A 20,070-nucleotide genomic window follows, 5' to 3' on the forward strand; every position below is an offset into this window, starting at 1 on the left:
CTCACGCCCTCTCGCCGCGAATCGAAACTGCCGGGAAGGGGTACTGCTCGTTGCGTTCCACCCAATCCATGAAATCGGCGCGGGCGCCGGGGAAGCCGATCATGGTCCAGCCGACCATGCCTTTATTGCCGCCGTGGATCGGGTCGCAGAAGAACCCTTCCTTGGTGTTTTGCAGCAGCAAGCTGAAGAAAATCTTCGCCGGAACCGCGTCGAATTGCGGTTTTCCGGCTTCAAGCTGCTTGAGCAGATCGTCTCGGGTAGCGCTGTCTTGCTCGGCAAATGTTTTACCGTTGATGGATTTTGCCCACTGATCCGTGGCGGCGATGCCGAGGCGATAGATCTCTTTTGGCACCAGTTTGCTCTGCCAGCCCATCTCTGGCGCGGCGTCGGCATTGAACGGGCCCTGCATGTACCAAAGAGCACCGGCGGCGTACGGGGTGTTCATCTGACGGTCGATGTATTCCGGCACGCCGGCCTCGAGCGCACCTGGACCCTGCGCATCTTTGGGGATCAATTGCGCGACGGCGGCATTGATGAACGCCCACTCTTCGGCGGTGAAGTAGCTTGGCTGATAAGTGCTGGCTTCAACCGCGACCGATTTTGCCGGGGCGGGGGCAGGCGCGCTTTCGGGCGCTGCTTGCAGCACCGTGCTGCCGAGACCGCTGCCGGCCAGAGTCACGACCGGAATCAGGGTCAGGGATTTGCGCAAAAACTCACGCCGCGGGTTGTCTCGATCTTCATCAGACATGGGTATGCACCTCATCAGGCATTGATGGTTGTCAGCCGTTTCTGCGAACGGCTCAAGAATTTTCTGGCTGCGACGTGGCCGGAATGACCGGGAGAAGGGGGACGCGTCTGCAACATGATGTGACAAATGGTAGCAGGCTAAGCAACCGGATGAACCGATTCAGCCAAAAAAAGACCGCTTTTCGACCAAGGGAACCGGTGTCTTCACGATTCTTTTACAAGCGCCTCACAGGGATTTGACTGCGAGGCTCGCAAGCTGCGGTCCTCACTGATGAAACCCACACGGTCGCCGTAAAGCATGTTCCTGACGCGTTTTTCCTCCGTACTCTATTTGTCGCTGCTTGCGCTGTTCAGCTGGATTCCCGCTCAGGCTGCGGACACTCCGGCTTCCCGTCCCGTCGAGTGGGCGCAACCGGTAGAAGTGCAATACAACCTGTTCCAGATGTCGCCCACGCTGTATCGCAGCGCGCTCCCCGACGACGGCGCGGTACCGTTGCTGAACAACCTGAAGGTGGCCACGGTCATCAACTTCCTGCCGGAAGCGGATTCCAACTGGTTGAAAGCCCCCGGTATCCATCAGGTGCAATTGCCCTATCGCACCAATCACGTGGACGACAGTGACGTGCTCAAGACCCTGCGTGCCATCCAGTCCGCCGAAGCCGACGGCCCGGTGTTGATGCACTGCAAGCACGGCTCCGATCGCACCGGCCTGATGGCGGCGATGTACCGGATCGTCGTGCAGGGCTGGAGCAAGGAAGACGCCCTGAACGAAATGACCCAGGGCGGGTTTGGGGAGAGTGGGCACTTCCGGGACAGCGTGCGCTACGTGATGCAGGCCGATGTCGATAAATTGCGCACCGCGCTGGCCAATGGCGATTGCAGCACCAGCGCGTTTGCCACGTGCTCGATGAAGAGCTGGTTTCAGACGGTCAATCTGAAGTGACCCGTCCGGCCTCCACGTCAACGAGGCCGGCGACCGGCCGGCCGATGAACGCTTCTACCGCGTCCAGCAACGGACGCCCCGCACCTGGTGCAAAGAACGTGGCGCGGAACTCTCGGCCGGTTTGCGCGTTGAACACCCAGTCCCGGTTGAAGCGCTTGAACGCTTCCTGAGCCAGCGCGCCCGACCAGACGTAGGCGTAAACCGAAGCGTCGTACTGGGTCACCATGTAATCGAATCCATTGGCAAACCGGTGATCGCCCGGCAGTTGCAGAGGACTCAGGCTGCGCTGCACGTCGGTGCAGACCTCCTCGACCGAGCGCCCGTCGCCGGGGGTCAGGTGCAGCTCGAAATCAATCATCGCCCCCATCAGCAACAAGGCCTGCTGCCGGCTGGAGTGGGCCTGAGCAGCTGACAGTGCCGCGTCGACCCGTGTGGCGCTCAAGCGTTCGCCGGTCTGAAAATGCGCGCCGAGCCACAGCACAAACTCCCGCGACAAACACCACTGCTCGAACAACTGCCCGGAAAACTCCGCCGCTTCATGGCCCAGTTGCAGGATGCCGGACAGGCTGTGATGGGGCGAGCGTGTCAGCACGTGTTGGAGGCAATGGCCAAACTCATGAAACAGCACCCGCAGATCGTCGATTTCGAGCCAGCACGGATGGGTATCGGTGGCCGGTGTGAAATTGCTGTAGAGCAGGGCAATCGGCAGCGCCGGGCGGCCTTCGGCGTTGATCCGGCGATTGCGCAGCGTGGAGGTGCCGGGGAAGTCCACCGCGTTGTCGCGGTGAAACGGGTCGAGGTAGATGTAGCCGATGACCTGTTCATGCTCGCTGATTTCCAGCAGGCGCACATCGTCATGCCAGTGGCCGCCACCGGACCGCTCGACGATGCGTATCCCGAACATTCGTTCGCAGAACAGAAAGAGCCTGCGCAGGGTGCCCTCGAGCGGAAAGTAATCACGCAGGTTTTCCAGCGCACCGGGAAACTGCTGTTGGCGCCATTGTTCGGCCAGGAAGTCTTCATCCCACGGCTGGACCCGGTCGATCCCGCGTTGCTGCGCGAAGGCTGCCAGTTGCGCTGCATCCTGCGCGAGGGTAGGTGCCAGTTGCGACGCCTGACGCTGTAGAAAACTACTAACCCATGCCGTTGTCCCGGCGCTGTTTTTGGCCAGACTCAGTAGTGCGGCGTTTTCGTGGCCGAGTAAACGGGCTTTCTGCTGGCGCAAGGCGAGCAGCGTCTTCAGCACCGGGCCGTTATCGAAGCGGCCGGCCAGTGGGCCCCGATCGGAGGCGCGGGTCATGTAGGCAACGTAGCACTCCTCCCGCAAGGCGCGGTTCTCGGCGTACTTGAGGATGTGCTGGCAGGTGTTCTGGTCCAGCCGGATCAACCAGCCGTCATGCCCGGTCTGGCGTGCGGCGAGTGCCAGCCGATCTTTCATGGCCGGCGACAAGCCTGCGAGCAGCGCAATATCGTCAATACGTTTGCTCCACGCCTCGGTCCAGCGATCGAGGTTGTCCAGAAATACGAATTCCAAGCCTCCGATCTCGCGGTTCAACCGCGCCAGCTCCTGCTGCTGTTCAGTGGGAAGCTCAATGCCCGACTGCTTGAATCGGCGCAGAATTCGCGACAGTGCGATGTTGCGCGCCTCATCGAAACTGCCGGCGATCGAGCTCTGCGCCAAACGCTGATAGGTCTCGTACAACCGGCGATTGTGGGCTTTTTCAGAGCGATACTGATTGATCGCCAGATGCGCTTTGGCGCTTTCCACGAGCCAGACCGCATCGTCGGATCTGACCATCGACAACGTTTCAAGAATCGAGCGAACTTCACCGAGGCGCGCGTCGGCTTCGTCGATGCTCAGTACCAGATCATCCCAGCCGGGATGTTCGGTCTGACTGGCGATCACCTGGGCGATGATTCTTTGGTTGTCCGCAATGATGCTGGTGACCGCCGGCAGCAGGTGCTCGGCGCGAATCGCTGGCCACGGTGGCAGCGTCCAGTGTTGCAGGAGGGGATTGGTGTCGGGCATGGCAGCTTCCTTCGAGGCGTGGCGCAAAAGGCCAGCCTACGAAGCAAGTGCGGGGGACAGGTGTTAAGCCAATACCACCTTCCACCGACGAATCGGGGAAGGTGATTGAGGATCAGTGCTGCTCGTCGGGCTTTTTCTTCAACTTCGGATTCGGGAAGAACTGCACCGCCTGAACCGTTTTGTCCGGGGCAGGCTTGAGCGCGCTGGTGTTGACCCGCGTGCCCAGCTCTTTCGGCACCGACAGCCCTTGGGCATTGAGCGTATCGCTGTAGCCGCACGCCACACATTCGCGGTGCGGGACATCGTCCTCGCTCCACATCATCAGTTTGTCCGGCTCGCTGCACGCCGGGCAGACCGCCCCGGCGATAAAGCGTTTTTTGGTCTTCACGGGTGCCTCACTCATGCTGCCGCGTCCTCACTCAGGCCGCTGTGGCGCAAGAGTGCGTCAATCGACGGCTCACGGCCACGGAAGTCGACGAACAGCACCATCGGCTCCTGCGAGCCACCGCGGGCCAGGATCGCTTCACGGAAGGCGCGACCGGTGTCGGCATTCAGCACGCCGTCTTCTTCGAACTTCGAAAAGGCATCTGCCGACAGCACTTCCGCCCACTTGTAGCTGTAGTAACCCGCCGCGTAACCGCCGGCGAAGATGTGGGCGAAGCTGTTCGGGAAGCGGTTGTAGGCCGGAGGACGCATCACCGACACCTCGTCACGCACGCCTTCCAGAACCTGCGCGACGCTGCGGCCGTCACCGTGAGTGGCGTGCAGTTCGAAGTCGAACAGCGAGAATTCCAGTTGGCGCACCATCATCAGACCGGACTGGAAGTTCTTCGCCGCGAGCATTTTTTCCAGCAGATCCTGCGGCAGCGGCTCGCCGGTTTCGTAGTGGCCGGAAATCAGCGCCAGACCTTCCGGCTCCCAGCACCAGTTTTCCATGAACTGGCTCGGCAGCTCGACCGCGTCCCACGCCACGCCGTTGATACCGGAAACGCCGGCATGCTCGACGCGGGTCAGCAGGTGATGCAGGCCGTGGCCGAATTCGTGGAACAGGGTGGTCACTTCATCGTGGGTCAGCAGTGCAGGTTTGCCGCTGTCGGCCGGGGTGAAGTTGCACACCAGATTGGCCACCGGGCTTTGCAGCACCCCGTCGAGGGTGCGGCGACGGTCGCGGGCGCCGTCCATCCACGCGCCGCCACGCTTGTTGGCGCGGGCGTAGAGGTCGAAGAAGAAGCGACCGACGTGCTGGCCGTTTTCCTTGATCTCGAACAGGCGAACGTCCGGGTGCCAGGTGTCGAAGCCTTTCAGTTCGGCGATTTCAATACCGTACAGGCGCTGAACGATGGCGAACAGGCCGCCGAGCACTTTGTCGATCGGGAAGTAGGCGCGCAGGGTTTCCTGGGCGACGCTGTAGCGTTGTTCACGGAGTTTTTCACCGTAGAAACCGCTGTCCCAGCTTTGCAGATCGGCGCAGCCTTGCTCGGCGGCGTAAGCCTTGAGCTGTTGCAGATCCTGGGCGGCAAACGGTTTGCTGCGCTTGGCCAGATCGCGCAGGAAGCTCAGCACCTGATCGCTGGATTCGGCCATTTTGGTGGCCAGGCTCAGCTCGGAGAAGCTGGAGAAACCAAGCAGTTTGGCCAGCTCCTGACGCAGGTCGAGGATTTCGCCCATCACCGGGCCATTGTCGTTCTGGCCGGCGTTCGGGCCTTGATCCGACGCACGGGTGCAGTAGGCGGCGTAGACTTCTTCGCGCAGCGCACGGTCCTGGGCGTAGGTCATCACCGCGTAGTAACTCGGGAATTCCAGGGTGATCAGCCAGCCGTCGAGGCCTTTGGCCTGTGCCGCAGCGGCCATTTGCGCCTTGGCCGAATCGGTCAGGCCGGCGAGGGCGGCTTCGTCGGTCAAGTGCTTGGTCCAGGCCTGAGTGGCGTCGAGCAACTGGTTGGAGAAGCGGCTGCCCAGCTCGGACAGCTTGCTCTGCACTTCGGCATAGCGCTTCTGCTCGGCTTCCGGCAGGTCGATGCCCGACAGACGGAAATCGCGCAGGGCGTGTTCCAGAATGGTTTTTTGCGCCACGTCGAAACCGGCGGCTTCCGGGCTGTTGGCCAGGGCTTCATAAGCCTGGAACAGTTCGCGGTTCTGGCCCATTTCGGTGGAATAGGCGCTCAACGCCGGCAGGCACGACTCGTAGGCTTCACGCAGTTCGGCGCTGTTGCACACGGCATTGAGGTGGCTGACCGGACTCCAGGCTGCGCCCAGGCGATCATTGAGTTCGTCCATCGCCAGCACCAGCCCGGCCCAGGTCGGGTTCTGGCCTTGGGTCTTGAGGATTTCGGCGATGGCGGCGCGGTTGTCGGCCAGAATGGTTTCGATGGCCGGCTGCACGTGTTCGGCACGGATCGCGGAGAACGGCGGCAGGTCGTAGGACTGCAGAAGAGGGTTGTTCACGCTCACGGTTGGCACCTTGGCTGGAAGAAACATGCGCCCATCTTAATTACAATCGACACCCACCGCAGCTATCGGCGACAGAGAGAGAACTAATCGTGTCCCTTCGCAAGTACCAGAATCACACCCCACGCTTGAGCCAAGGCGCATTTGTCGACGGCTCGGCGGTGGTGATCGGCGACGTCGAAATCGGCGAAGACAGCTCCGTGTGGCCGCTGACCGTGATCCGCGGCGACATGCACCGCATCCGCATCGGCGCGCGCACCAGCGTGCAGGATGGTTGTGTGTTGCACATCACTCACGCTGGCCCGTTCAACCCGGACGGTTTCCCGCTGCTGATTGGCGATGACGTGACCATCGCCCACAAGGTCATGCTGCATGGCTGTACGGTCGGCAGCCGCGTACTTATCGGCATGGGCAGCATCGTCATGGACGGCGCGGTGGTCGAGGACGATGTGATCATCGGCGCCGGCAGTCTCGTGCCACCGGGCAAACGCCTGGAAAGCGGTTTCCTGTACGTGGGCAGTCCGGTGAAACAGGTCCGTCCACTGACCGACAAGGAAAACGCCTTTTTCACCTACAGCGCGGCGAACTACGTGAAGCTCAAGGACCTGCATCTGGCCGAAGGCTACGACCAGCTCTGATTTTTCTCTCTATTGCCCGGGATTTTTCATGCATTACCAGACCGTACTGTTCGACCTCGATGGCACCCTTACCGATCCGCGTGAGGGCATCACCCGTTCCATTCAGTTCGCCTTGAGCAAGCTCGGCATCGATGAGCCGGACCTGACCAAGCTGGAACACTTCATCGGCCCGCCGCTGTTGCAGGCGTTCATGCAGTTTTATGGTTTTGATGAAGCGAAGGCGTGGGAGGCGGTGAATTTCTACCGCGAGCGCTTCAAGGTCACCGGCCTGTACGAGAACCGGGTGTTCGAGGGCGTCACGCCGTTGCTGGAAACCCTGAGCGGCCAAGGCCGCCAGCTGTATATCGCGACGTCGAAGCCGTGGGTGTTCGCCCGGGAAATCGCCCGGCACTTCGACTTCGCCAAACACTTCAAGGTGATCTACGGCAGCGAACTGGACGGCACCCGCACCAACAAGGTCGATCTGATCGCCCACCTGATGGCCGAGGAAGGGCTGGATTCGGCCAATACGCTGATGATCGGTGACCGCAAGCATGACCTGATCGGTGCTCGCAGCAACGGGCTGGATGCGGCGGCCGTGGGTTACGGTTTTGGCAGCCATGAAGAGCTGAGTGCCGAAGCGCCGGCTTATCACTTCGAGACTTTGGATCAATTGCATCAGGCATTTTTGCGGCGCTGATGAATCAGCCATCGCGAGCAGGCTCGCTCCCACAGTGACCGCGTTTCAGTACCGGAACTCGGTTTCCTGTGGGAGCGAGCCTGCTCGCGATGGGCCTGAAAGCCGCTGTAGATTTATGAGCCTGCCAGCACTTTCAAAGCCGACTTACGCTCAACGACCGGCAAGCCACCCAACTTTTCGACCTCTGCGTAAAACCTGACCCAATCCCCACCAACCTGCCTGAACAACGCCGCAAACGCCGGCACCCACTGGTCATACAGCCCGAACGGCAATAGCCGTGCGTTGTTCAACGGCGCATTGACCCAGGCGTCATAGCGTTTGTCGCCGGCCCACTGGTCATCGCGCATCGCTCGGTAATCCTGTCGAAACCGTTCGAACTCTGCCGCCTTGCGCTCGCGCATCTGCGCTGTCGCCAATGGTTGTGCATAGAGTTTTTCGAGGCGTGAACGGGTATCGAGGATCAGCTGAATGAATTGATCCCGCTGCTTCAGTTTCGAGTCGTTTTCCGGGGGCAAGCCACGAAACGCTCGCCACTGCCGCGTACCTTCCTGCTCGACGAAGGTCGCGAAGGACTCGTTGAACTCGGTGTCATCCTTCACATAGAAACGTTGGTGGGCCAGTTCATGGAAGATCAGCGTCGCCAGACGCTCGTCGCCCCAGCCCATCATCGAATTGAGGATCGGATCGTTGAACCAGCCGAGGGTCGAGTAGGCCTCGACGCCGCCGATCGACACGTCCATGCCTTGCAGGCGCTGAATCGCTGCTTCGCCCCGCGCCGCGCTCTGGCTGTAATAGCCGCGATAGGCCACGCAACCGGCAATCGGGAAGCAATGGTTCTGCGGGCTCAGGGAAAACTCCGGGGTGGCGAACACATTCCACACGACAAACGGCCGACCGATGTCGGCGTAGAGGCGATAGCTTTGGTTGTCCGGCAGGTGCAAATGTTCGCTGGCAAAAGCCCGGGCTTTCTGGGATTGGGCCAGGTGAGTGCGCAGTCTGGCGTCGCGGGTCGGGTCGGCGATCACCTTGGCCACCGGCTCCCGCGCCCGCAAAAGCTGCAGCTGACCGCTGGCCAGCTGGCTGTAATAGCTCAGGCTTGAGCAACCGTTGAGCAACAAAATCATCACACCCGGAAACAAAACCCGCAAAACGCGATCAAGTAACCCATGGCTTGGAAGCGGCCTGATCAAAATAAGAAATCCCCCCGGAAAGTCTGCCCAAGACTATCCCGCCCATTGGAGCTCCGCTATGCGCATGTTGATACTGACAGGAAGCGTGCTGACGCTGGCCGGTTGTGCCGGATTCGGAATGCCGACCCCTGACCCCTCGCAAGCCTGGATCGATCTGGATGCCCGGCAACAGGACACGGCGTTGCAGGCGCTGGAAGTCGACAACAAGGCTTCCGTCGATCATCGTTACTTCGAAGTGCAGCCCGGCAGCCATGAACTGACGGTTCGTTATCAATTCCCGGTCGAGGCGACCAACATCGGCCCGGATGCCGAGCCGCTGTGGCGCGATTGTCAGTTGAACGTGAAATTCAAGGATTTCAACGCTGGCCAGCGGTATCAGTTGCAGGCGGGTAGCATCGGTTTCCGTCCGTGGGCCAAGCTCTATGACCAACAACGCAACGTGGTGGGCCAGGGCACGCCAGCGGGCTGCCAGCGAACCTGATCGGCGTTATGCTGGATGTCCGAACTCACGGACATCCATCATGCGCACGTTGATGCTGTTGCTGGCCGCAGGCGTACTCGCCGGGTGCCAGACATCGTTGCCCCCCGTCGATCCGAACATGGCCTGGGTCGAATTCTCCACGCCAACCCCCGGCGGAAAACTGCTGATGGCCGAGCGTCTCGACAACAGGCGGCTGACTGACGGGCGCTTCTTCCAGGTCACGCCCGGCAGCCACGAGCTACGGGTACGCTTCGACTTTGAAGTGTTCGGCGGAGGCGGCAGCCTGATGACCGGCCCCGTGGAGCGTCTGTGCTACCTGACCATCCGCTACGATCATTTCGAGGCGGGCCAGCGTTACTTGCTCGAAGGCCGTTCGCTGGCGTTTACCCCGAGTGCCCGCCTGTACAACGACAAGCGGGAAATCGTCGCCGAGGACCGCGAAGTCAACTGCATCATCTGATGCGTATCAGCGGTCGTTCTTCTGATAGATGATGGCTTTGGTGCCGTTGTCGCAGGTGCCGACGATCATGGCGATGTCGTGTTTTTCAGCCTCTTCCTTGGAGACTATCTCCAGGGTGTAGGAGGGCACGGCGTTCGCCTGAATCTTGATTTCGATCTCTTGCTTGAGTTCTTCGCAGTCTTTGGGCGCTGCGAAGGCCGACGTTGCCAGCACGCCACAGATAACCGCCAAGGCAAAACGTTTCATGGTTGAAGCTCCATCGAAGCAGCGCGCACGAAGATGCGCGAAAGCTGCTGTCATTTATTCGACCACATTTTTGCCTGGCGGGTTCTGATTAGGCTCAAAGCAGTCAGCTGACCAGCGATGCGTCGAGACTGATCTTCGCATTCAGCACCTTGGACACCGGGCAACCTTCCTTGGCCTTGTTGCTCAGCTCTTCGAACTGCGCCTGGGTCGCTCCCGGAATTTTTGCCTTGAGGATCAGTTTCACTGCGGTGATCGCAAAGCCGCCATCCACCTGGTCCAGCGTGACCTCGGCCTGGGTGTCGATGCTGTCGGCCTTGAGCCCGGCGTCACCGAGAATCATCGAGAACGCCATGGAGAAACAGCCCGCATGGGCGGCGCCGATCAGTTCTTCCGGATTGGTGCCCTTGCCGCCTTCGAAGCGGGCCTTGAAGCCGTAGGGCGCTTCGCGCAGGACGCCGGTTTCGGTGGAAATCGAGCCGATGCCGGTTTTCAGGTCACCTTCCCAATGCGCGGATGCCTTCTTCACGATAGCCATGTGTGCCTCCTTCAAATCGGGCGCGAGACGCCGCGCCGTCGTGGTTTTTGCCTGCAAGGCTTCTGAGGATAGACGCCGGAACAAAGTTCAGCCCAAGTGAATCGTTGACTTTTTTAGTAGGAAATTTCGGATCGGCTATTGAAACTCGGGTATATGCCCTCATTGCACAGAACACGCTTATGAATTGGGCAGGTTTGCGTTCGCCAAGAACACACCTGCGCCCTCAATCGGAGATGCAGGTTTATGAAGCAACTGTCCGACGTAAAGTTTTCCACCCTTGATCTGGTGCCGGTGCGCGAGAACGGCAGCCCGGCGCAGTCGCTGCGCAACTCGCTGGATCTGGCGCAGCACGTCGAGAAGTTCGGCTACACCCGGTTCTGGGTTGCCGAGCACCACAACATGGACGGCATCGCCAGTTCTGCCACCTCGGTGTTGCTGGGCTATCTGGCCGGCGGCACGTCGACCATCCGGGTCGGCTCCGGCGGCGTGATGCTGCCCAACCACGCACCATTGGTGATCGCCGAGCAGTTCGGCACCCTCGAAAGCCTGTATCCGGGACGGATCGACCTCGGTCTGGGGCGTGCGCCGGGTTCCGACCAGATGACCGCCCGCGCCTTGCGCCGTGAGCGCTCCGGCAGTGCCGATGATTTCCCGGAAGACGTGGCTGAGCTGGCGCGCTTCCTCGGTCCGCGCACCCCGGATCAGCGCGTGATCGCGATGCCGGGCACCGGCACCAACGTGCCGATCTGGCTGCTCGGTTCCAGTCTGTTCAGTGCACAACTGGCCGGCGAGCGCGGTTTGCCCTACGCCTTCGCCTCGCATTTCGCACCGCGCTTCATGCATGAGGCGATTCGCGTCTACCGCAATCACTTCAAGCCATCGGCGGTACTCGACAAACCGTACGTGATGCTCGGCGTGCCGCTGGTGGCGGCCGATACCGATGAACAGGCTGATTACCTGGCGACCTCGGTGTACCAGCGAATTCTCGCGCTGATGCGTGGGCAAAGTCTGGTGCAGCGCCCACCGGTGAAAACCATGGACGGCCTGTGGCTGCCCCACGAGCGTGAGGCGGTGGGTGATTTCCTCGGTCTGGCGATGGTCGGCAGTCCGCAGAAAATCCGCGCGAAACTCGAAGTGCTGATCGAACAGACTCAGGCTGATGAGCTGATCTTCACCTGCGACCTGTATGAACACGCCGATCGCCTGCATTCCTACGAGCTGCTGGCGCAGGTCATGAAGGGCTGAGCCCGATCGCCGCGAACAAAAAAGCCGACGCATTGCGTCGGCTTTCGTTTTTCCGGCGTGATCAGCCGCGGGTGTAGACGATCTCTTTGGCGCCGCCTTCGCAGGTGCCGACGACTTTGCCGCCACTGGCCGCACCCTTGTCGACAATCTCCAGCGAATACCCGGAAACGCCCTTGGCATCCAGCTTGGCCGCGATTTCAGCCTTCAGTTCTTCACAAGGCTTGCCGGCAGCAAACGCACCACCCGCAAGGCTCAACAAACCTACTGCCAACATGAACTTCTTCATCGGTCGCACTCCCTGGTCGGATTAAAAAAGGCAGGCATCGAGCCGTTCGCTCGATGCACTCACCTCGTAGCGCATTGCCATTCCTATGGCACTCGGCCAGCGCGCAAGTTCAGAAGCGTAGACCAAACTCAGCTGCTGGCTATCCGGAACCCGACTTTCAGGGTCACTTGAAAGTGCGCCGCCTTGCCATCCTTGATGTGGCCGCGGGTTTCGGTCACTTCAAACCATTCCAGATGCTTGATGCTCTTGTTGGCCTCGGCCAACGCATTGTTGATGGCGTCTTCGATGCTGCTGGTGGACGAACCGACCAGCTCGACTTTCTTGTAGGTGTGATGGTCACTCATGGTGTTCTCCTTGAAGTGTGCAATTGAGCCTAGCAGCGATTTGCCGTGTTGATTTCGGCGATCCGGGCGAGAGGAAGTTCAGATTTTCTGCACTTTCCAGAAACGCTGAAGTCCCAACCAACACACGCCACTCATCACCAATGCAGGAGAGCCACAATGGCCAACACCTCGTTACGCAAAGCCTCGTTGCAAAGCATGGAAGCGGAGATCGAGAGTCTGCTCAAGTCGTTGGAAAGCCTGAAGGACGACGCTTCTGACGAGTCGCGCAAGACCCTCAAGGCGCTGAAAAGCAATGCCGAAAGTGCGCTGAAACATTCGCGCAGCCTGCTCAGCGATGCCTACGAAGAAGTCAAAGTCAAAACCCGCGAGACCGGGATCGCCACCCGCGATTACGCGCAGGAACATCCGTGGACGACCGCCGGTGTGGCGGTCGGTGCGCTGGGTCTGCTGGCCGCTTACTTGCTGTTCAAGCGCGGCGAGTGATCTGCCTGGCGCAGCTCGTTCCTGAGCCACTGCGCCAATTGCCGGGCGCGCCCGTCTGCGGCGCGCTTGGGTAGCCACAACGCCAGTTGCGCCGGGGTTTCACTGAAGCCCCATGGCGCGACCAGGCGACCGGCCTTCAAGTCTTCGGTCACCAGCGGTTCCGGCGCGATCGCCACGCCCAGCCCGGCGACGGCCGCTTCCAGCAAGTAATACAAATGCTCGAAACCCTGCCCCAGCTTCAACGCCTTGGCGTCGAGGCCGCTTTGCTGCGCCCAGCTCGGCCAGGCTTGCGGGCGTGAAGTCGTGTGCAGCAAGGGTTCGTCGAGCAGGGCAATGGGCGGTGCCGATTGCAGGCGCTGGTAGCCGCTGAACAGCGGACTCATGACCGGGCCGATTCGCTCGCTGGCCAGCTCGTACACCTGCATGTCCGCCGGCCATGGCGGTTCGGCGAACAGCAGCAATGCATCCAGTCCCGGGCGACGCGGGTCGAGATCGCCTTCACCGGCGGACAGGTGCAGACGCAAGTCCGGCAGATCGGCATTCAGCCTTCCCAGTCGGGGAATGAACCAGCGCGCCAGCAAGCTACCGGAGCAACCGAGTACGAACGGCGCATCGGCGGTGCTTTGGGTCAGTTCGGCGCAAACGCTGCGCAAGCGGTCGAACGCCTCGCCGCTGGCATCGCGCAGACGGATGCCGGCATCTGTGAGTTTCAGGCCACGACCGTCCTTGACGAAAAGACTGACGCCGAGATGCTCTTCCAGCACCTTGAGCTGGCGGCTGACCGCACCGTGAGTCACGTGCAGTTGCTCCGCAGCCTGGCTGACACTGTTCAGGCGGGCGGTGGCTTCGAAGGCGCGCAGGGCGTTCAGCGGGGGGAGGTCATGGCTCATGATATCTGTGAGTTTTCCTGACAGGTTGTGGCGATCTTATCGGTTTTCAGTCTGGAAGGTCAGGGGTAGAGTGAACGCCATTGTCTTCTCGTGAAATCCGCTGGAGCGAACCATGACCCAGACTTCGAACACCTCCGATCTGCGTAACGGCCCTGACGCCAACGGCCTGTTTGGCTCGTTCGGCGGCCGTTACGTCGCCGAAACCCTGATGCCGTTGATCCTCGACCTGGCTCGTGAATACGAAGCGGCCAAGGAAGATCCGGCGTTCAAAGAAGAATTGGCCTACTTCCAGCGCGACTACGTCGGACGTCCGAGCCCGCTGTATTTCGCCGAGCGCCTGACCGAGTTCTGCGGTGGCGCCAAGATCTACCTCAAGCGCGAAGAGCTGAACCACACCGGCGCGCACAAGATCAACAACTGCATCGGCCAGATCCTGCTGGCGCGGCGCATGGGCAAGAAACGCATCATCGCCGAGACCGGCGCCGGCATGCACGGCGTGGCTACCGCCACCGTGGCTGCGCGTTTCGGTCTGGACTGCGTGATCTACATGGGCACCACCGACATCGAGCGTCAGCAGGCGAACGTATTCCGCATGAAGCTGCTGGGCGCCGAGGTGATCCCGGTGGTCGCCGGCACCGGCACCCTGAAAGACGCGATGAACGAAGCGCTGCGTGACTGGGTGACCAACGTCGACAGCACCTTTTACCTGATCGGCACCGTGGCCGGCCCGCACCCTTATCCAGCCATGGTTCGCGACTTCCAGGCGGTGATCGGCAAGGAAACCCGCGATCAGTTGCAAGCTCAGGAAGGTCGTCTGCCGGACAGCCTGGTGGCGTGCATCGGTGGCGGTTCCAACGCCATGGGCCTGTTCCACCCGTTCCTCGATGACAAGAGCGTCGAGATCATCGGCGTCGAAGCCGCCGGTTACGGCATCGAGACCGGCAAACACGCGGCCAGCCTCAACGGCGGCGTACCGGGTGTGCTGCACGGCAACCGTACCTTCCTGCTGCAGGACGACGATGGCCAGATCATCGACGCCCACTCGATTTCCGCCGGCCTCGACTATCCGGGCATCGGCCCTGAGCACGCGTGGTTGCATGACATCGGCCGCGTCCAGTACACCTCGGTGACCGACGACGAAGCCCTTGATGCGTTCCACAAATGCTGCCGCCTCGAGGGGATCATCCCTGCATTGGAAAGCGCTCATGCGTTGGCCGAAGTATTCAAACGCGCACCGAAACTGCCGAAGGATCACCTGATGGTGGTCAACCTGTCCGGCCGCGGCGACAAAGACATGCAGACCGTCATGCACCACATGGAACACTCTCAACAAGAGCAATCGAAGCAGGAGAAACACTGATGAGCCGCCTGCAAACCCGTTTTGCCGAACTCAAGGAACAGAATCGCGCCGCCCTGGTGACCTTCGTCACTGCTGGCGACCCGGACTACGACACCTCGCTGGCAATCCTCAAAGGCCTGCCGAAAGCCGGTGCCGACGTGATCGAACTGGGCATGCCGTTCACCGACCCGATGGCCGACGGCCCGGCGATTCAGCTGGCGAACATCCGTGCTTTGGGCGCCAAGCAGAACCTGATCAAAACCCTGCAAATGGTTCGCGAGTTCCGCAAGGACAACAGCGACACGCCGCTGGTGCTGATGGGTTACTTCAACCCGATCCACAAGTTCGGCGTCGAGCGCTTCATCGCCGAAGCCAAAGAGGCCGGCGTTGATGGCCTGATCGTGGTCGACATGCCACCGGAGCACAACTCGGAGCTGTGCGACCCGGCCCAGGCAGCGGGCATCGACTTCATCCGCCTGACCACCCCGACCACCGATGATGCGCGTCTGCCGAAAGTGTTGAACGGCAGCTCCGGCTTCGTTTACTACGTGTCGGTTGCCGGTGTGACCGGTGCCGGTGCGGCGACTCTGGAACACGTCGAGGAAGCGGTGGCGCGTCTGCGTCGTCATACCGATCTGCCGATCAGCATCGGTTTCGGTATCCGCACGCCGGAGCAGGCCGCGTCCATCGCGCGTCTGGCCGATGGTGTGGTGGTGGGCTCGGCGCTGATCGATCACATCGCCAACGCGACCACGCCGGACCAGGCCATCGACGGCGTGCTGAGCCTGTGTTCGGCGCTGTCCGAAGGCGTGCGTAAGGCTCGCGTCAGCTGAAGGTAAAGTTCCTGATACAGAGGAATTAGGGCCTCGCGGCACAGACTAATTGAGCAAGACCGAGGGATTCAGAACCACGTTCTGAATCCCTTTTTGCTGTCAGTGCAGTGAGGAAAGACCCGATGAAAATGCCGAAACGTCTGATTGCCAGTCTGGGCGTGCTGATGATCAGCGCGACGCCGCTGCTGGCCAGCGCCGATCCGCGCGACGATCACGACCACGGCGGCCCGCAACAGGGCCACTACGACAATCGCGGTGGCGATCACCATGATTGGCAAAGCAACCATCGCGGCGGCCCGCCGCCTCGGGATTTTGGCCCGGTGCGTCAGGTGATCCGTGACAATCATGGCTATTTCGTTCGCGGTGCGCCGCCGCCTCCAGGCATTCATCTGGTCCGTGGCCGCCCGCTGCCCCATGGCTATTACGGCGAGCGGCTGGATAACCGGGCGTTGAGTCGTCTGCCGTATTACCCGGGTTATGAATGGCGTCGTGCTGGCGGTGACATCGTGCTGATCGCGGTGGGCAGCGGGGTCGTTTACGAAGTACTGGATGGCGTTCTGTACTGATCGTCAGGCAATAAAAAAGACCGCAGCCTTTACCGGCTGCGGTCTTTTGTTTTCAGGGCCTGTGTTTTTTTCAGGGCAGTTCCAGTCCGCCCGAGGCTTTGTGCAGTTTGCGCAGATGCTCGCCGATCTGTTTCACGTTGGCCTCGCTGGCCGCAATTTCGGCTGCTCGTTTGGGCTCGAGCAATGCGCGTACTTCCTTATCGAGATCGCCGGTCAGGGCCAGCAATTGTTTCTGGCGCTGGCTGCTTTCTGCTTCCAGTCGGCTGAATTCGCTTGGTTGCGGCAGGCCATAACCTCGGGAGTCGAGCAATTCTGCCGGTCGGCTGAGGAAGCCGCTGTTGGCGAGGATCTGCTGCAAGGTCGCGTTGGCCTTGTCCATGCCACCGTCTTCCAGCTCACGGGCGCCGAGGTAGCGTTGCTTGACCTCATCCTGAGCCAACAGCAATTGGCGGCGGAAACTGGCTTGCTCCAGCAATAACAGCGCGGCGCTGGTGCGCAGGTCTGCACGTTCGAACCATGGGCGACGTTCTTCGGCGGACAGCGAAAGCCATTCTTCAACGGTTGCCTGCTTGATTGGCAATTGCTTTTTCAAGACATCGAACATCGCCTGATAACGGTCACGGAACGAGTCGAAACGATAACCCAGGCGCAACGCCTCTTTCGGATCATCGAGCACGCTGGTGTCGGCCAGGCCTCGCCCCTTCAGCACCTCCAGCAAGCCGTTGGGCATGATGCTGTCGAGGCCGGTGAGCCGGGCGTTGTTGCTGCCGCTGCGCAGCAGTTTCAGGCCTTCGACCGCACAGTTGTTGGAGAGAAAGAAGTAATTGCCGTCGTAGCTCCAGTGCATTTCGGCGGCGTGTTCGACTACGCCCTCGATTTCGCTGCGCGAGAGATTCAACGGCACCGACGCCAGGCTGCGCAGTTCGGTCTTGGTGTACTCGTCGATCACCTGCGCCAGCGGCAACACAAATAGGCGCGACGGGTATTTGCCGACCAGTCCGTCCCAGCTCGACAGCTGTACGTCACCGACGAAGGCGCGGTATGAGAGCACCAGATGCTGGTCCAGATCCAGTCGGCAGTCCGGCCCGCGTGGTCGGCCCGGTGCACAGATCACCAGACGCAACATGCTGTGGCCCCAACGGCTGACCCAGTTCTGGTTGGCTTCGGCCAACAGGTAATCCACCGCGTACACGCGCTCCGGATCAACCTGGCCCAGGGGCTGTTTGGCAAAGTCGTTGCCGGCATTGAGGAAAGCGAAGGTTTTGGCGCACTCATCTTTCGCGGGCGGTGCCCAGCCGAAGTGCTCCTGGTAATAGCGATACAGCGCCGGGCGCCGGCAGGCGTAGCTCGGGTCGAGGAGGAAATACTCCATGTTGACCGCGACAAACTCCTTCGGGCTGGAGATTTCGTAAAGGTCGGGGCTGCGAGCGATCTGCCGGTTGTGCTGTTCACGTTCGCCACGACGGCCGACGTATTGCTGCCAGCCGGCGAGATCGAGCAGGCGTGGATCATCGCTGAGGGTGAAGCGCCGACCGTTCTGGCCGCGGCACTCATCGGGAATGCCGATCAGCCCGGCGCTGTTGTTGCGTCGGGTACAGCGCTGGATCAGCGTGCGTTCGGCCGCCGGCCACAAGCGCGCGCGATCGTAAATGTGGGTGATTTCGTGCAGCACCGTGGCCAGCAGTTCCCGGCGAACGGTGCCGTGGGGGCGATTGGTTTTTTGCGTGGCCGCGCTGCCGTCGGTGAGGCTGGCGAGCAGTTTTCGGTTCAGGTCCAGCTCGGAGACGAGCGTCGCCTGGCCGTAGGCGTTGCCGGGCATGTCGTCGGTCCAGCCGACATCGATACGCCGGTCCAGGCGTTCGATGAAGCTCGGCGGCAACGCCTGCATGGCTTCATCGAGCAGTGCCTGGCTGGCCTGCTGTTGGGCGGGGCTCAGGCCGTCGATCTTGAGCCGCAATTGCAGGCCGGCGTGGGCGCTGTTGCCAAGCAGCAACAACGCCCCGGCCAGCAGCCAGGCGCCGAGTGACTTCACAGTGCGAGGATGGCTTCGGCGAGTACCTGATCACTGGCGTCGCGAGCTTCCGGCACGCGGGTGCGCAAGGTGTTGAAGGCGGCTTCCAGGTTGGCACCACGGATATCACCGTCGCTGGCCACGAAACTGGCGGCGTCGTCGTGGGCTTCGCGGATGATTTTCGAATCGCGAATCGACGTAGTGGTGTCGGAGGTGAAATCGATGGTGCGCTGGGAGGCGCGGACGATGATGTTACTGGTGGCTACCAGGGTGTGTGCCTGGGCCATATCGGCCAACAACAGCAGGCCAAGGGCGGCAGCAATCAGCGGGCTACGCATGGAACGACTCCGAAAAGACAGGGATGACTATTGGACGAGAATTGACTGTGCCAGTTCAAGGTCGCTGACATGAAGTTTTGGCCGGCTCTTGCGCAGGTAATGCAGGGCGGATTCGAGCTGTGCGCCGCGCATCTGGCCGTCACTGGCAACGAACGCTGCAGCATCGTCGTGCGCGGCGACGATCAGTTTACGGTCGAACGGCGCGGAAGACACCATGCCGGTGGCCCAGACGCTGACAACGGTGTTCTGTGTGGACACATCGAAGGCGTCTGCCAGAGGAATCCAGCAGGCGGTGATCAGTACAGAGGGGATAAGCAGATTTGTAAGAAAACGCATGGGACTCGGCAGCTGTTGGCGAGTCCCAAGGCTAGCGCAATGCCCGGACTAGAGCCAGTGCCGAAACATCGGGACACTAGCGGCGTGCCCCGTAATGTTCCATTGCTTAGATCGTCAGAATGGCCTGGGCCAGCTGTGCGTCGGTCGCGTTCAGTTGCGGAGCCTGATGACGGATGTGATCCAGTGCGCTCTCCAGTTTCACGCCACGGATTTCACCTTCGCTGGCCACGAAGCTGGCGGCGTCGTCACGGGCGGCGAGCACGATCTTGTCGTCACGGAAGGACGAGGTGACGTCGGAGGTGGCATCGGAAGAGGACTTGAGTGCGCCAACCACGGCGTCGGTGGTCACGATGAAGCTGGTGGCGCTGGCGTTGGCAGCGACGGCCAGCAGTGCGGCGGCGCTGAGCAGACGAAGACGGGACATGGGAGAACTCCTGTGGATAAACCGTATTGAGAGGTGGCTCGGTGTCTGAAGGTCAGACGCCAGTCGCACAGCATTCGCCACGTTCTGCATGGATCTTAGGCCTCCGTTCGGGATTCGCACAGTGGTCAGGATGCTGGCCTGAACACATTTTGCGTAACTGTACTTGTCTTTATTAACTTTTCGAAAACTGTATCTGTTTGATGTTTCAAACTGGATATTCAGTTTTTTCTGCCCTGAAACGACAAAACCCGTCGCGGTTTCCCGCGACGGGTCTTGTGTGTTCAATTCGGGTTGCTGGCGGTGGGTCTAGCGACCAGAGCCAGCGACGCTGCTTAGCGCCAGAACGGCTTGCTCAGCTCTTCGTAGCGTTGTGCTTCGCTAATCCCGGCGTCAGCCAGCAGACGCGAATCCAGACGAGCCAGTTGATGGCGGCTGGAGATGCGGCGCTGCCACAGCATCAGGTTGGCGATAACGCGCAGAGGCAGGGAAGCCTGGGTGTTTACAGCTTTGTCTTCGAAGAACAGTTCGGAACTGAGTGTACGTTCCATGGTTGACATCCTTCCGCTTGTGGCGGGATTA

25 protein-coding genes are annotated in these 20,070 nt (G+C 60.9%); 10 read left to right on the forward strand and 15 right to left on the reverse strand.

The features are described 5' to 3' along the window. Position 1 precedes the first annotated feature (1 nt). Positions 2-748, reverse strand: coding sequence for a gluconate 2-dehydrogenase subunit 3 family protein (locus EIY71_RS09660; RefSeq protein WP_129973322.1), 747 nt, complete (start codon positions 746-748; stop codon positions 2-4). 297 nt (positions 749-1,045) lie between these two features. Here EIY71_RS09660 and EIY71_RS09665 point away from each other — a divergent pair, with 297 nt between their 5' ends. Then, entirely contained in the window at positions 1,046-1,690 is a 645-nt protein-coding gene (locus EIY71_RS09665; RefSeq protein ID WP_129973321.1) for a dual specificity protein phosphatase family protein, read from the forward strand. Here EIY71_RS09665 and EIY71_RS09670 read toward each other — a convergent pair. The 3 genes from EIY71_RS09670 to prlC form a co-directional block, all read right to left on the reverse strand. Continuing rightward, positions 1,677-3,719: a M3 family metallopeptidase gene (locus EIY71_RS09670; RefSeq protein ID WP_134021551.1), complete on the reverse strand. Its 2,043-nt coding sequence runs from the start codon at positions 3,717-3,719 to the stop codon at positions 1,677-1,679. The two genes, EIY71_RS09665 and EIY71_RS09670, sit on opposite strands and share 14 nt — an antisense overlap. 112 nt (positions 3,720-3,831) lie before the next feature. After that, complete coding sequence (locus tag EIY71_RS09675) at positions 3,832-4,122, reverse strand: YheV family putative zinc ribbon protein (protein WP_007953955.1); 291 nt, start codon at positions 4,120-4,122, stop codon at positions 3,832-3,834. Next, entirely contained in the window at positions 4,119-6,170 is a 2,052-nt protein-coding gene (gene prlC, locus EIY71_RS09680; protein WP_129973319.1) for an oligopeptidase A, read from the reverse strand. The genes EIY71_RS09675 and prlC overlap by 4 nt, the downstream gene beginning before the upstream one ends. A gap of 89 nt (positions 6,171-6,259) precedes the next feature. Here prlC and EIY71_RS09685 point away from each other — a divergent pair, with 89 nt between their 5' ends. Next, positions 6,260-6,805: a gamma carbonic anhydrase family protein gene (locus EIY71_RS09685; protein WP_064379538.1), complete on the forward strand. Its 546-nt coding sequence runs from the start codon at positions 6,260-6,262 to the stop codon at positions 6,803-6,805. Positions 6,806-6,833: 28 nt separating this feature from the next. Further along, the gene (locus EIY71_RS09690) at positions 6,834-7,484 is read left to right on the forward strand and encodes an HAD family hydrolase (protein ID WP_129973318.1); all 651 of its coding nucleotides are present in this window, start codon (positions 6,834-6,836) and stop codon (positions 7,482-7,484) included. Between the two features lie 113 nt (positions 7,485-7,597). On the opposite strand, the gene EIY71_RS09695 is transcribed toward EIY71_RS09690, so the two are convergent. Further along, positions 7,598-8,674 carry an aminopeptidase gene (locus tag EIY71_RS09695; protein WP_129973317.1) on the reverse strand — a complete coding sequence of 359 codons (1,077 nt, stop codon included), beginning with the start codon at positions 8,672-8,674 and terminating at the stop codon, positions 7,598-7,600. A 58-nt stretch (positions 8,675-8,732) separates the two neighbouring features. Here EIY71_RS09695 and EIY71_RS09700 point away from each other — a divergent pair, with 58 nt between their 5' ends. Both EIY71_RS09700 and EIY71_RS09705 read left to right on the forward strand, forming a co-directional pair. Next, positions 8,733-9,155: a hypothetical protein gene (locus EIY71_RS09700; protein ID WP_129973316.1), complete on the forward strand. Its 423-nt coding sequence runs from the start codon at positions 8,733-8,735 to the stop codon at positions 9,153-9,155. A gap of 40 nt (positions 9,156-9,195) precedes the next feature. After that, entirely contained in the window at positions 9,196-9,615 is a 420-nt protein-coding gene (locus tag EIY71_RS09705; RefSeq protein WP_102688251.1) for a hypothetical protein, read from the forward strand. A gap of 6 nt (positions 9,616-9,621) precedes the next feature. Here the strand turns inward: EIY71_RS09705 and EIY71_RS09710 are convergent, their stop codons facing one another. Beyond that, positions 9,622-9,861 carry a DUF1161 domain-containing protein gene (locus tag EIY71_RS09710; protein ID WP_007953935.1) on the reverse strand — a complete coding sequence of 80 codons (240 nt, stop codon included), beginning with the start codon at positions 9,859-9,861 and terminating at the stop codon, positions 9,622-9,624. A 103-nt stretch (positions 9,862-9,964) separates the two neighbouring features. Next, positions 9,965-10,396, reverse strand: coding sequence for an OsmC family protein (locus tag EIY71_RS09715; protein ID WP_011331817.1), 432 nt, complete (start codon positions 10,394-10,396; stop codon positions 9,965-9,967). A 243-nt stretch (positions 10,397-10,639) separates the two neighbouring features. Between EIY71_RS09715 and EIY71_RS09720 the strand changes: the two genes are divergently transcribed. Beyond that, on the forward strand, positions 10,640-11,641 hold the full coding sequence (locus EIY71_RS09720) for an LLM class flavin-dependent oxidoreductase (RefSeq protein ID WP_039764807.1): 1,002 nt from the start codon (positions 10,640-10,642) through the stop codon (positions 11,639-11,641). Between the two features lie 61 nt (positions 11,642-11,702). Here EIY71_RS09720 and EIY71_RS09725 read toward each other — a convergent pair whose 3' ends face one another. Then, the gene (locus EIY71_RS09725) at positions 11,703-11,927 is read right to left on the reverse strand and encodes a DUF1161 domain-containing protein (RefSeq protein ID WP_085748065.1); all 225 of its coding nucleotides are present in this window, start codon (positions 11,925-11,927) and stop codon (positions 11,703-11,705) included. 128 nt (positions 11,928-12,055) lie between these two features. Continuing rightward, positions 12,056-12,271 (reverse strand): dodecin, encoded by a 216-nt coding sequence (locus EIY71_RS09730; RefSeq protein WP_007953919.1) that lies wholly within the window; start codon positions 12,269-12,271, stop codon positions 12,056-12,058. 156 nt (positions 12,272-12,427) lie between these two features. Between EIY71_RS09730 and EIY71_RS09735 the strand changes: the two genes are divergently transcribed. Next, the gene (locus EIY71_RS09735; RefSeq protein ID WP_011331820.1) at positions 12,428-12,754 is read left to right on the forward strand and encodes a YqjD family protein; all 327 of its coding nucleotides are present in this window, start codon (positions 12,428-12,430) and stop codon (positions 12,752-12,754) included. On the opposite strand, the gene EIY71_RS09740 is transcribed toward EIY71_RS09735, so the two are convergent. Next, positions 12,727-13,644 carry a LysR family transcriptional regulator gene (locus EIY71_RS09740; RefSeq protein WP_085748066.1) on the reverse strand — a complete coding sequence of 306 codons (918 nt, stop codon included), beginning with the start codon at positions 13,642-13,644 and terminating at the stop codon, positions 12,727-12,729. The genes EIY71_RS09735 and EIY71_RS09740 overlap by 28 nt on opposite strands. A gap of 112 nt (positions 13,645-13,756) precedes the next feature. On the opposite strand from EIY71_RS09740, the gene trpB reads away from it, so the two are divergent. The 3 genes from trpB to EIY71_RS09755 all read left to right on the forward strand — a co-directional run bounded on the left by trpB (position 13,757) and on the right by EIY71_RS09755 (position 16,382). Then, positions 13,757-15,004, forward strand: a complete 1,248-nt coding sequence (gene trpB / locus EIY71_RS09745) for a tryptophan synthase subunit beta (RefSeq protein ID WP_085748067.1) — start codon at positions 13,757-13,759, stop codon at positions 15,002-15,004. Next, positions 15,004-15,816, forward strand: coding sequence for a tryptophan synthase subunit alpha (gene trpA, locus EIY71_RS09750; protein WP_007953915.1), 813 nt, complete (start codon positions 15,004-15,006; stop codon positions 15,814-15,816). The genes trpB and trpA overlap by 1 nt, the downstream gene beginning before the upstream one ends. A 122-nt stretch (positions 15,817-15,938) precedes the next feature. Next, positions 15,939-16,382, forward strand: coding sequence for an anti-virulence regulator CigR family protein (locus EIY71_RS09755; protein WP_007953914.1), 444 nt, complete (start codon positions 15,939-15,941; stop codon positions 16,380-16,382). A 70-nt stretch (positions 16,383-16,452) separates the two neighbouring features. On the opposite strand, the gene EIY71_RS09760 is transcribed toward EIY71_RS09755, so the two are convergent. From EIY71_RS09760 to EIY71_RS09780, 5 genes are all read right to left on the reverse strand, one after another. Next, on the reverse strand, positions 16,453-18,414 hold the full coding sequence (locus EIY71_RS09760; RefSeq protein ID WP_129973315.1) for a DUF4105 domain-containing protein: 1,962 nt from the start codon (positions 18,412-18,414) through the stop codon (positions 16,453-16,455). After that, complete coding sequence (locus tag EIY71_RS09765) at positions 18,411-18,731, reverse strand: DUF2388 domain-containing protein (protein ID WP_007953910.1); 321 nt, start codon at positions 18,729-18,731, stop codon at positions 18,411-18,413. Before EIY71_RS09765 ends, EIY71_RS09760 begins: the two co-directional genes overlap by 4 nt. Before the next feature lie 27 nt (positions 18,732-18,758). Next, positions 18,759-19,067, reverse strand: coding sequence for a DUF2388 domain-containing protein (locus EIY71_RS09770; protein ID WP_129973314.1), 309 nt, complete (start codon positions 19,065-19,067; stop codon positions 18,759-18,761). Positions 19,068-19,173: 106 nt separating this feature from the next. Then, positions 19,174-19,491, reverse strand: coding sequence for a DUF2388 domain-containing protein (locus EIY71_RS09775; RefSeq protein ID WP_007953908.1), 318 nt, complete (start codon positions 19,489-19,491; stop codon positions 19,174-19,176). A 332-nt stretch (positions 19,492-19,823) separates the two neighbouring features. Next, positions 19,824-20,039, reverse strand: a complete 216-nt coding sequence (locus EIY71_RS09780) for a DUF1127 domain-containing protein (RefSeq protein ID WP_007911656.1) — start codon at positions 20,037-20,039, stop codon at positions 19,824-19,826. Positions 20,040-20,070: the final 31 nt, after the last annotated feature.

It is taken from the genome of Pseudomonas sp. CH235 (assembly GCF_004368175.1).
Taxonomy (GTDB): domain Bacteria; phylum Pseudomonadota; class Gammaproteobacteria; order Pseudomonadales; family Pseudomonadaceae; genus Aquipseudomonas; species Aquipseudomonas paraglycinae.

Coding starts and splice junctions, on each gene's coding strand:
- EIY71_RS09730 (WP_007953919.1), bottom strand. CDS start 12,271: ATGAGTGACCATCACACCTACAAGAAAGTCGAGCTGGTCGGTTCGTCC.
- trpB (WP_085748067.1), top strand. CDS start 13,757: ATGACCCAGACTTCGAACACCTCCGATCTGCGTAACGGCCCTGACGCC.
- EIY71_RS09675 (WP_007953955.1), bottom strand. CDS start 4,122: ATGAGTGAGGCACCCGTGAAGACCAAAAAACGCTTTATCGCCGGGGCG.
- EIY71_RS09765 (WP_007953910.1), bottom strand. CDS start 18,731: ATGCGTAGCCCGCTGATTGCTGCCGCCCTTGGCCTGCTGTTGTTGGCC.
- EIY71_RS09735 (WP_011331820.1), top strand. CDS start 12,428: ATGGCCAACACCTCGTTACGCAAAGCCTCGTTGCAAAGCATGGAAGCG.
- EIY71_RS09660 (WP_129973322.1), bottom strand. CDS start 748: ATGTCTGATGAAGATCGAGACAACCCGCGGCGTGAGTTTTTGCGCAAA.
- EIY71_RS09755 (WP_007953914.1), top strand. CDS start 15,939: ATGAAAATGCCGAAACGTCTGATTGCCAGTCTGGGCGTGCTGATGATC.
- EIY71_RS09740 (WP_085748066.1), bottom strand. CDS start 13,644: ATGAGCCATGACCTCCCCCCGCTGAACGCCCTGCGCGCCTTCGAAGCC.
- EIY71_RS09720 (WP_039764807.1), top strand. CDS start 10,640: ATGAAGCAACTGTCCGACGTAAAGTTTTCCACCCTTGATCTGGTGCCG.
- EIY71_RS09780 (WP_007911656.1), bottom strand. CDS start 20,039: ATGGAACGTACACTCAGTTCCGAACTGTTCTTCGAAGACAAAGCTGTA.
- EIY71_RS09775 (WP_007953908.1), bottom strand. CDS start 19,491: ATGTCCCGTCTTCGTCTGCTCAGCGCCGCCGCACTGCTGGCCGTCGCT.
- EIY71_RS09690 (WP_129973318.1), top strand. CDS start 6,834: ATGCATTACCAGACCGTACTGTTCGACCTCGATGGCACCCTTACCGAT.
- EIY71_RS09665 (WP_129973321.1), top strand. CDS start 1,046: ATGTTCCTGACGCGTTTTTCCTCCGTACTCTATTTGTCGCTGCTTGCG.
- EIY71_RS09710 (WP_007953935.1), bottom strand. CDS start 9,861: ATGAAACGTTTTGCCTTGGCGGTTATCTGTGGCGTGCTGGCAACGTCG.
- EIY71_RS09700 (WP_129973316.1), top strand. CDS start 8,733: ATGCGCATGTTGATACTGACAGGAAGCGTGCTGACGCTGGCCGGTTGT.
- EIY71_RS09770 (WP_129973314.1), bottom strand. CDS start 19,067: ATGCGTTTTCTTACAAATCTGCTTATCCCCTCTGTACTGATCACCGCC.
- EIY71_RS09705 (WP_102688251.1), top strand. CDS start 9,196: ATGCGCACGTTGATGCTGTTGCTGGCCGCAGGCGTACTCGCCGGGTGC.
- EIY71_RS09670 (WP_134021551.1), bottom strand. CDS start 3,719: ATGCCCGACACCAATCCCCTCCTGCAACACTGGACGCTGCCACCGTGG.
- trpA (WP_007953915.1), top strand. CDS start 15,004: ATGAGCCGCCTGCAAACCCGTTTTGCCGAACTCAAGGAACAGAATCGC.
- EIY71_RS09725 (WP_085748065.1), bottom strand. CDS start 11,927: ATGAAGAAGTTCATGTTGGCAGTAGGTTTGTTGAGCCTTGCGGGTGGT.
- EIY71_RS09715 (WP_011331817.1), bottom strand. CDS start 10,396: ATGGCTATCGTGAAGAAGGCATCCGCGCATTGGGAAGGTGACCTGAAA.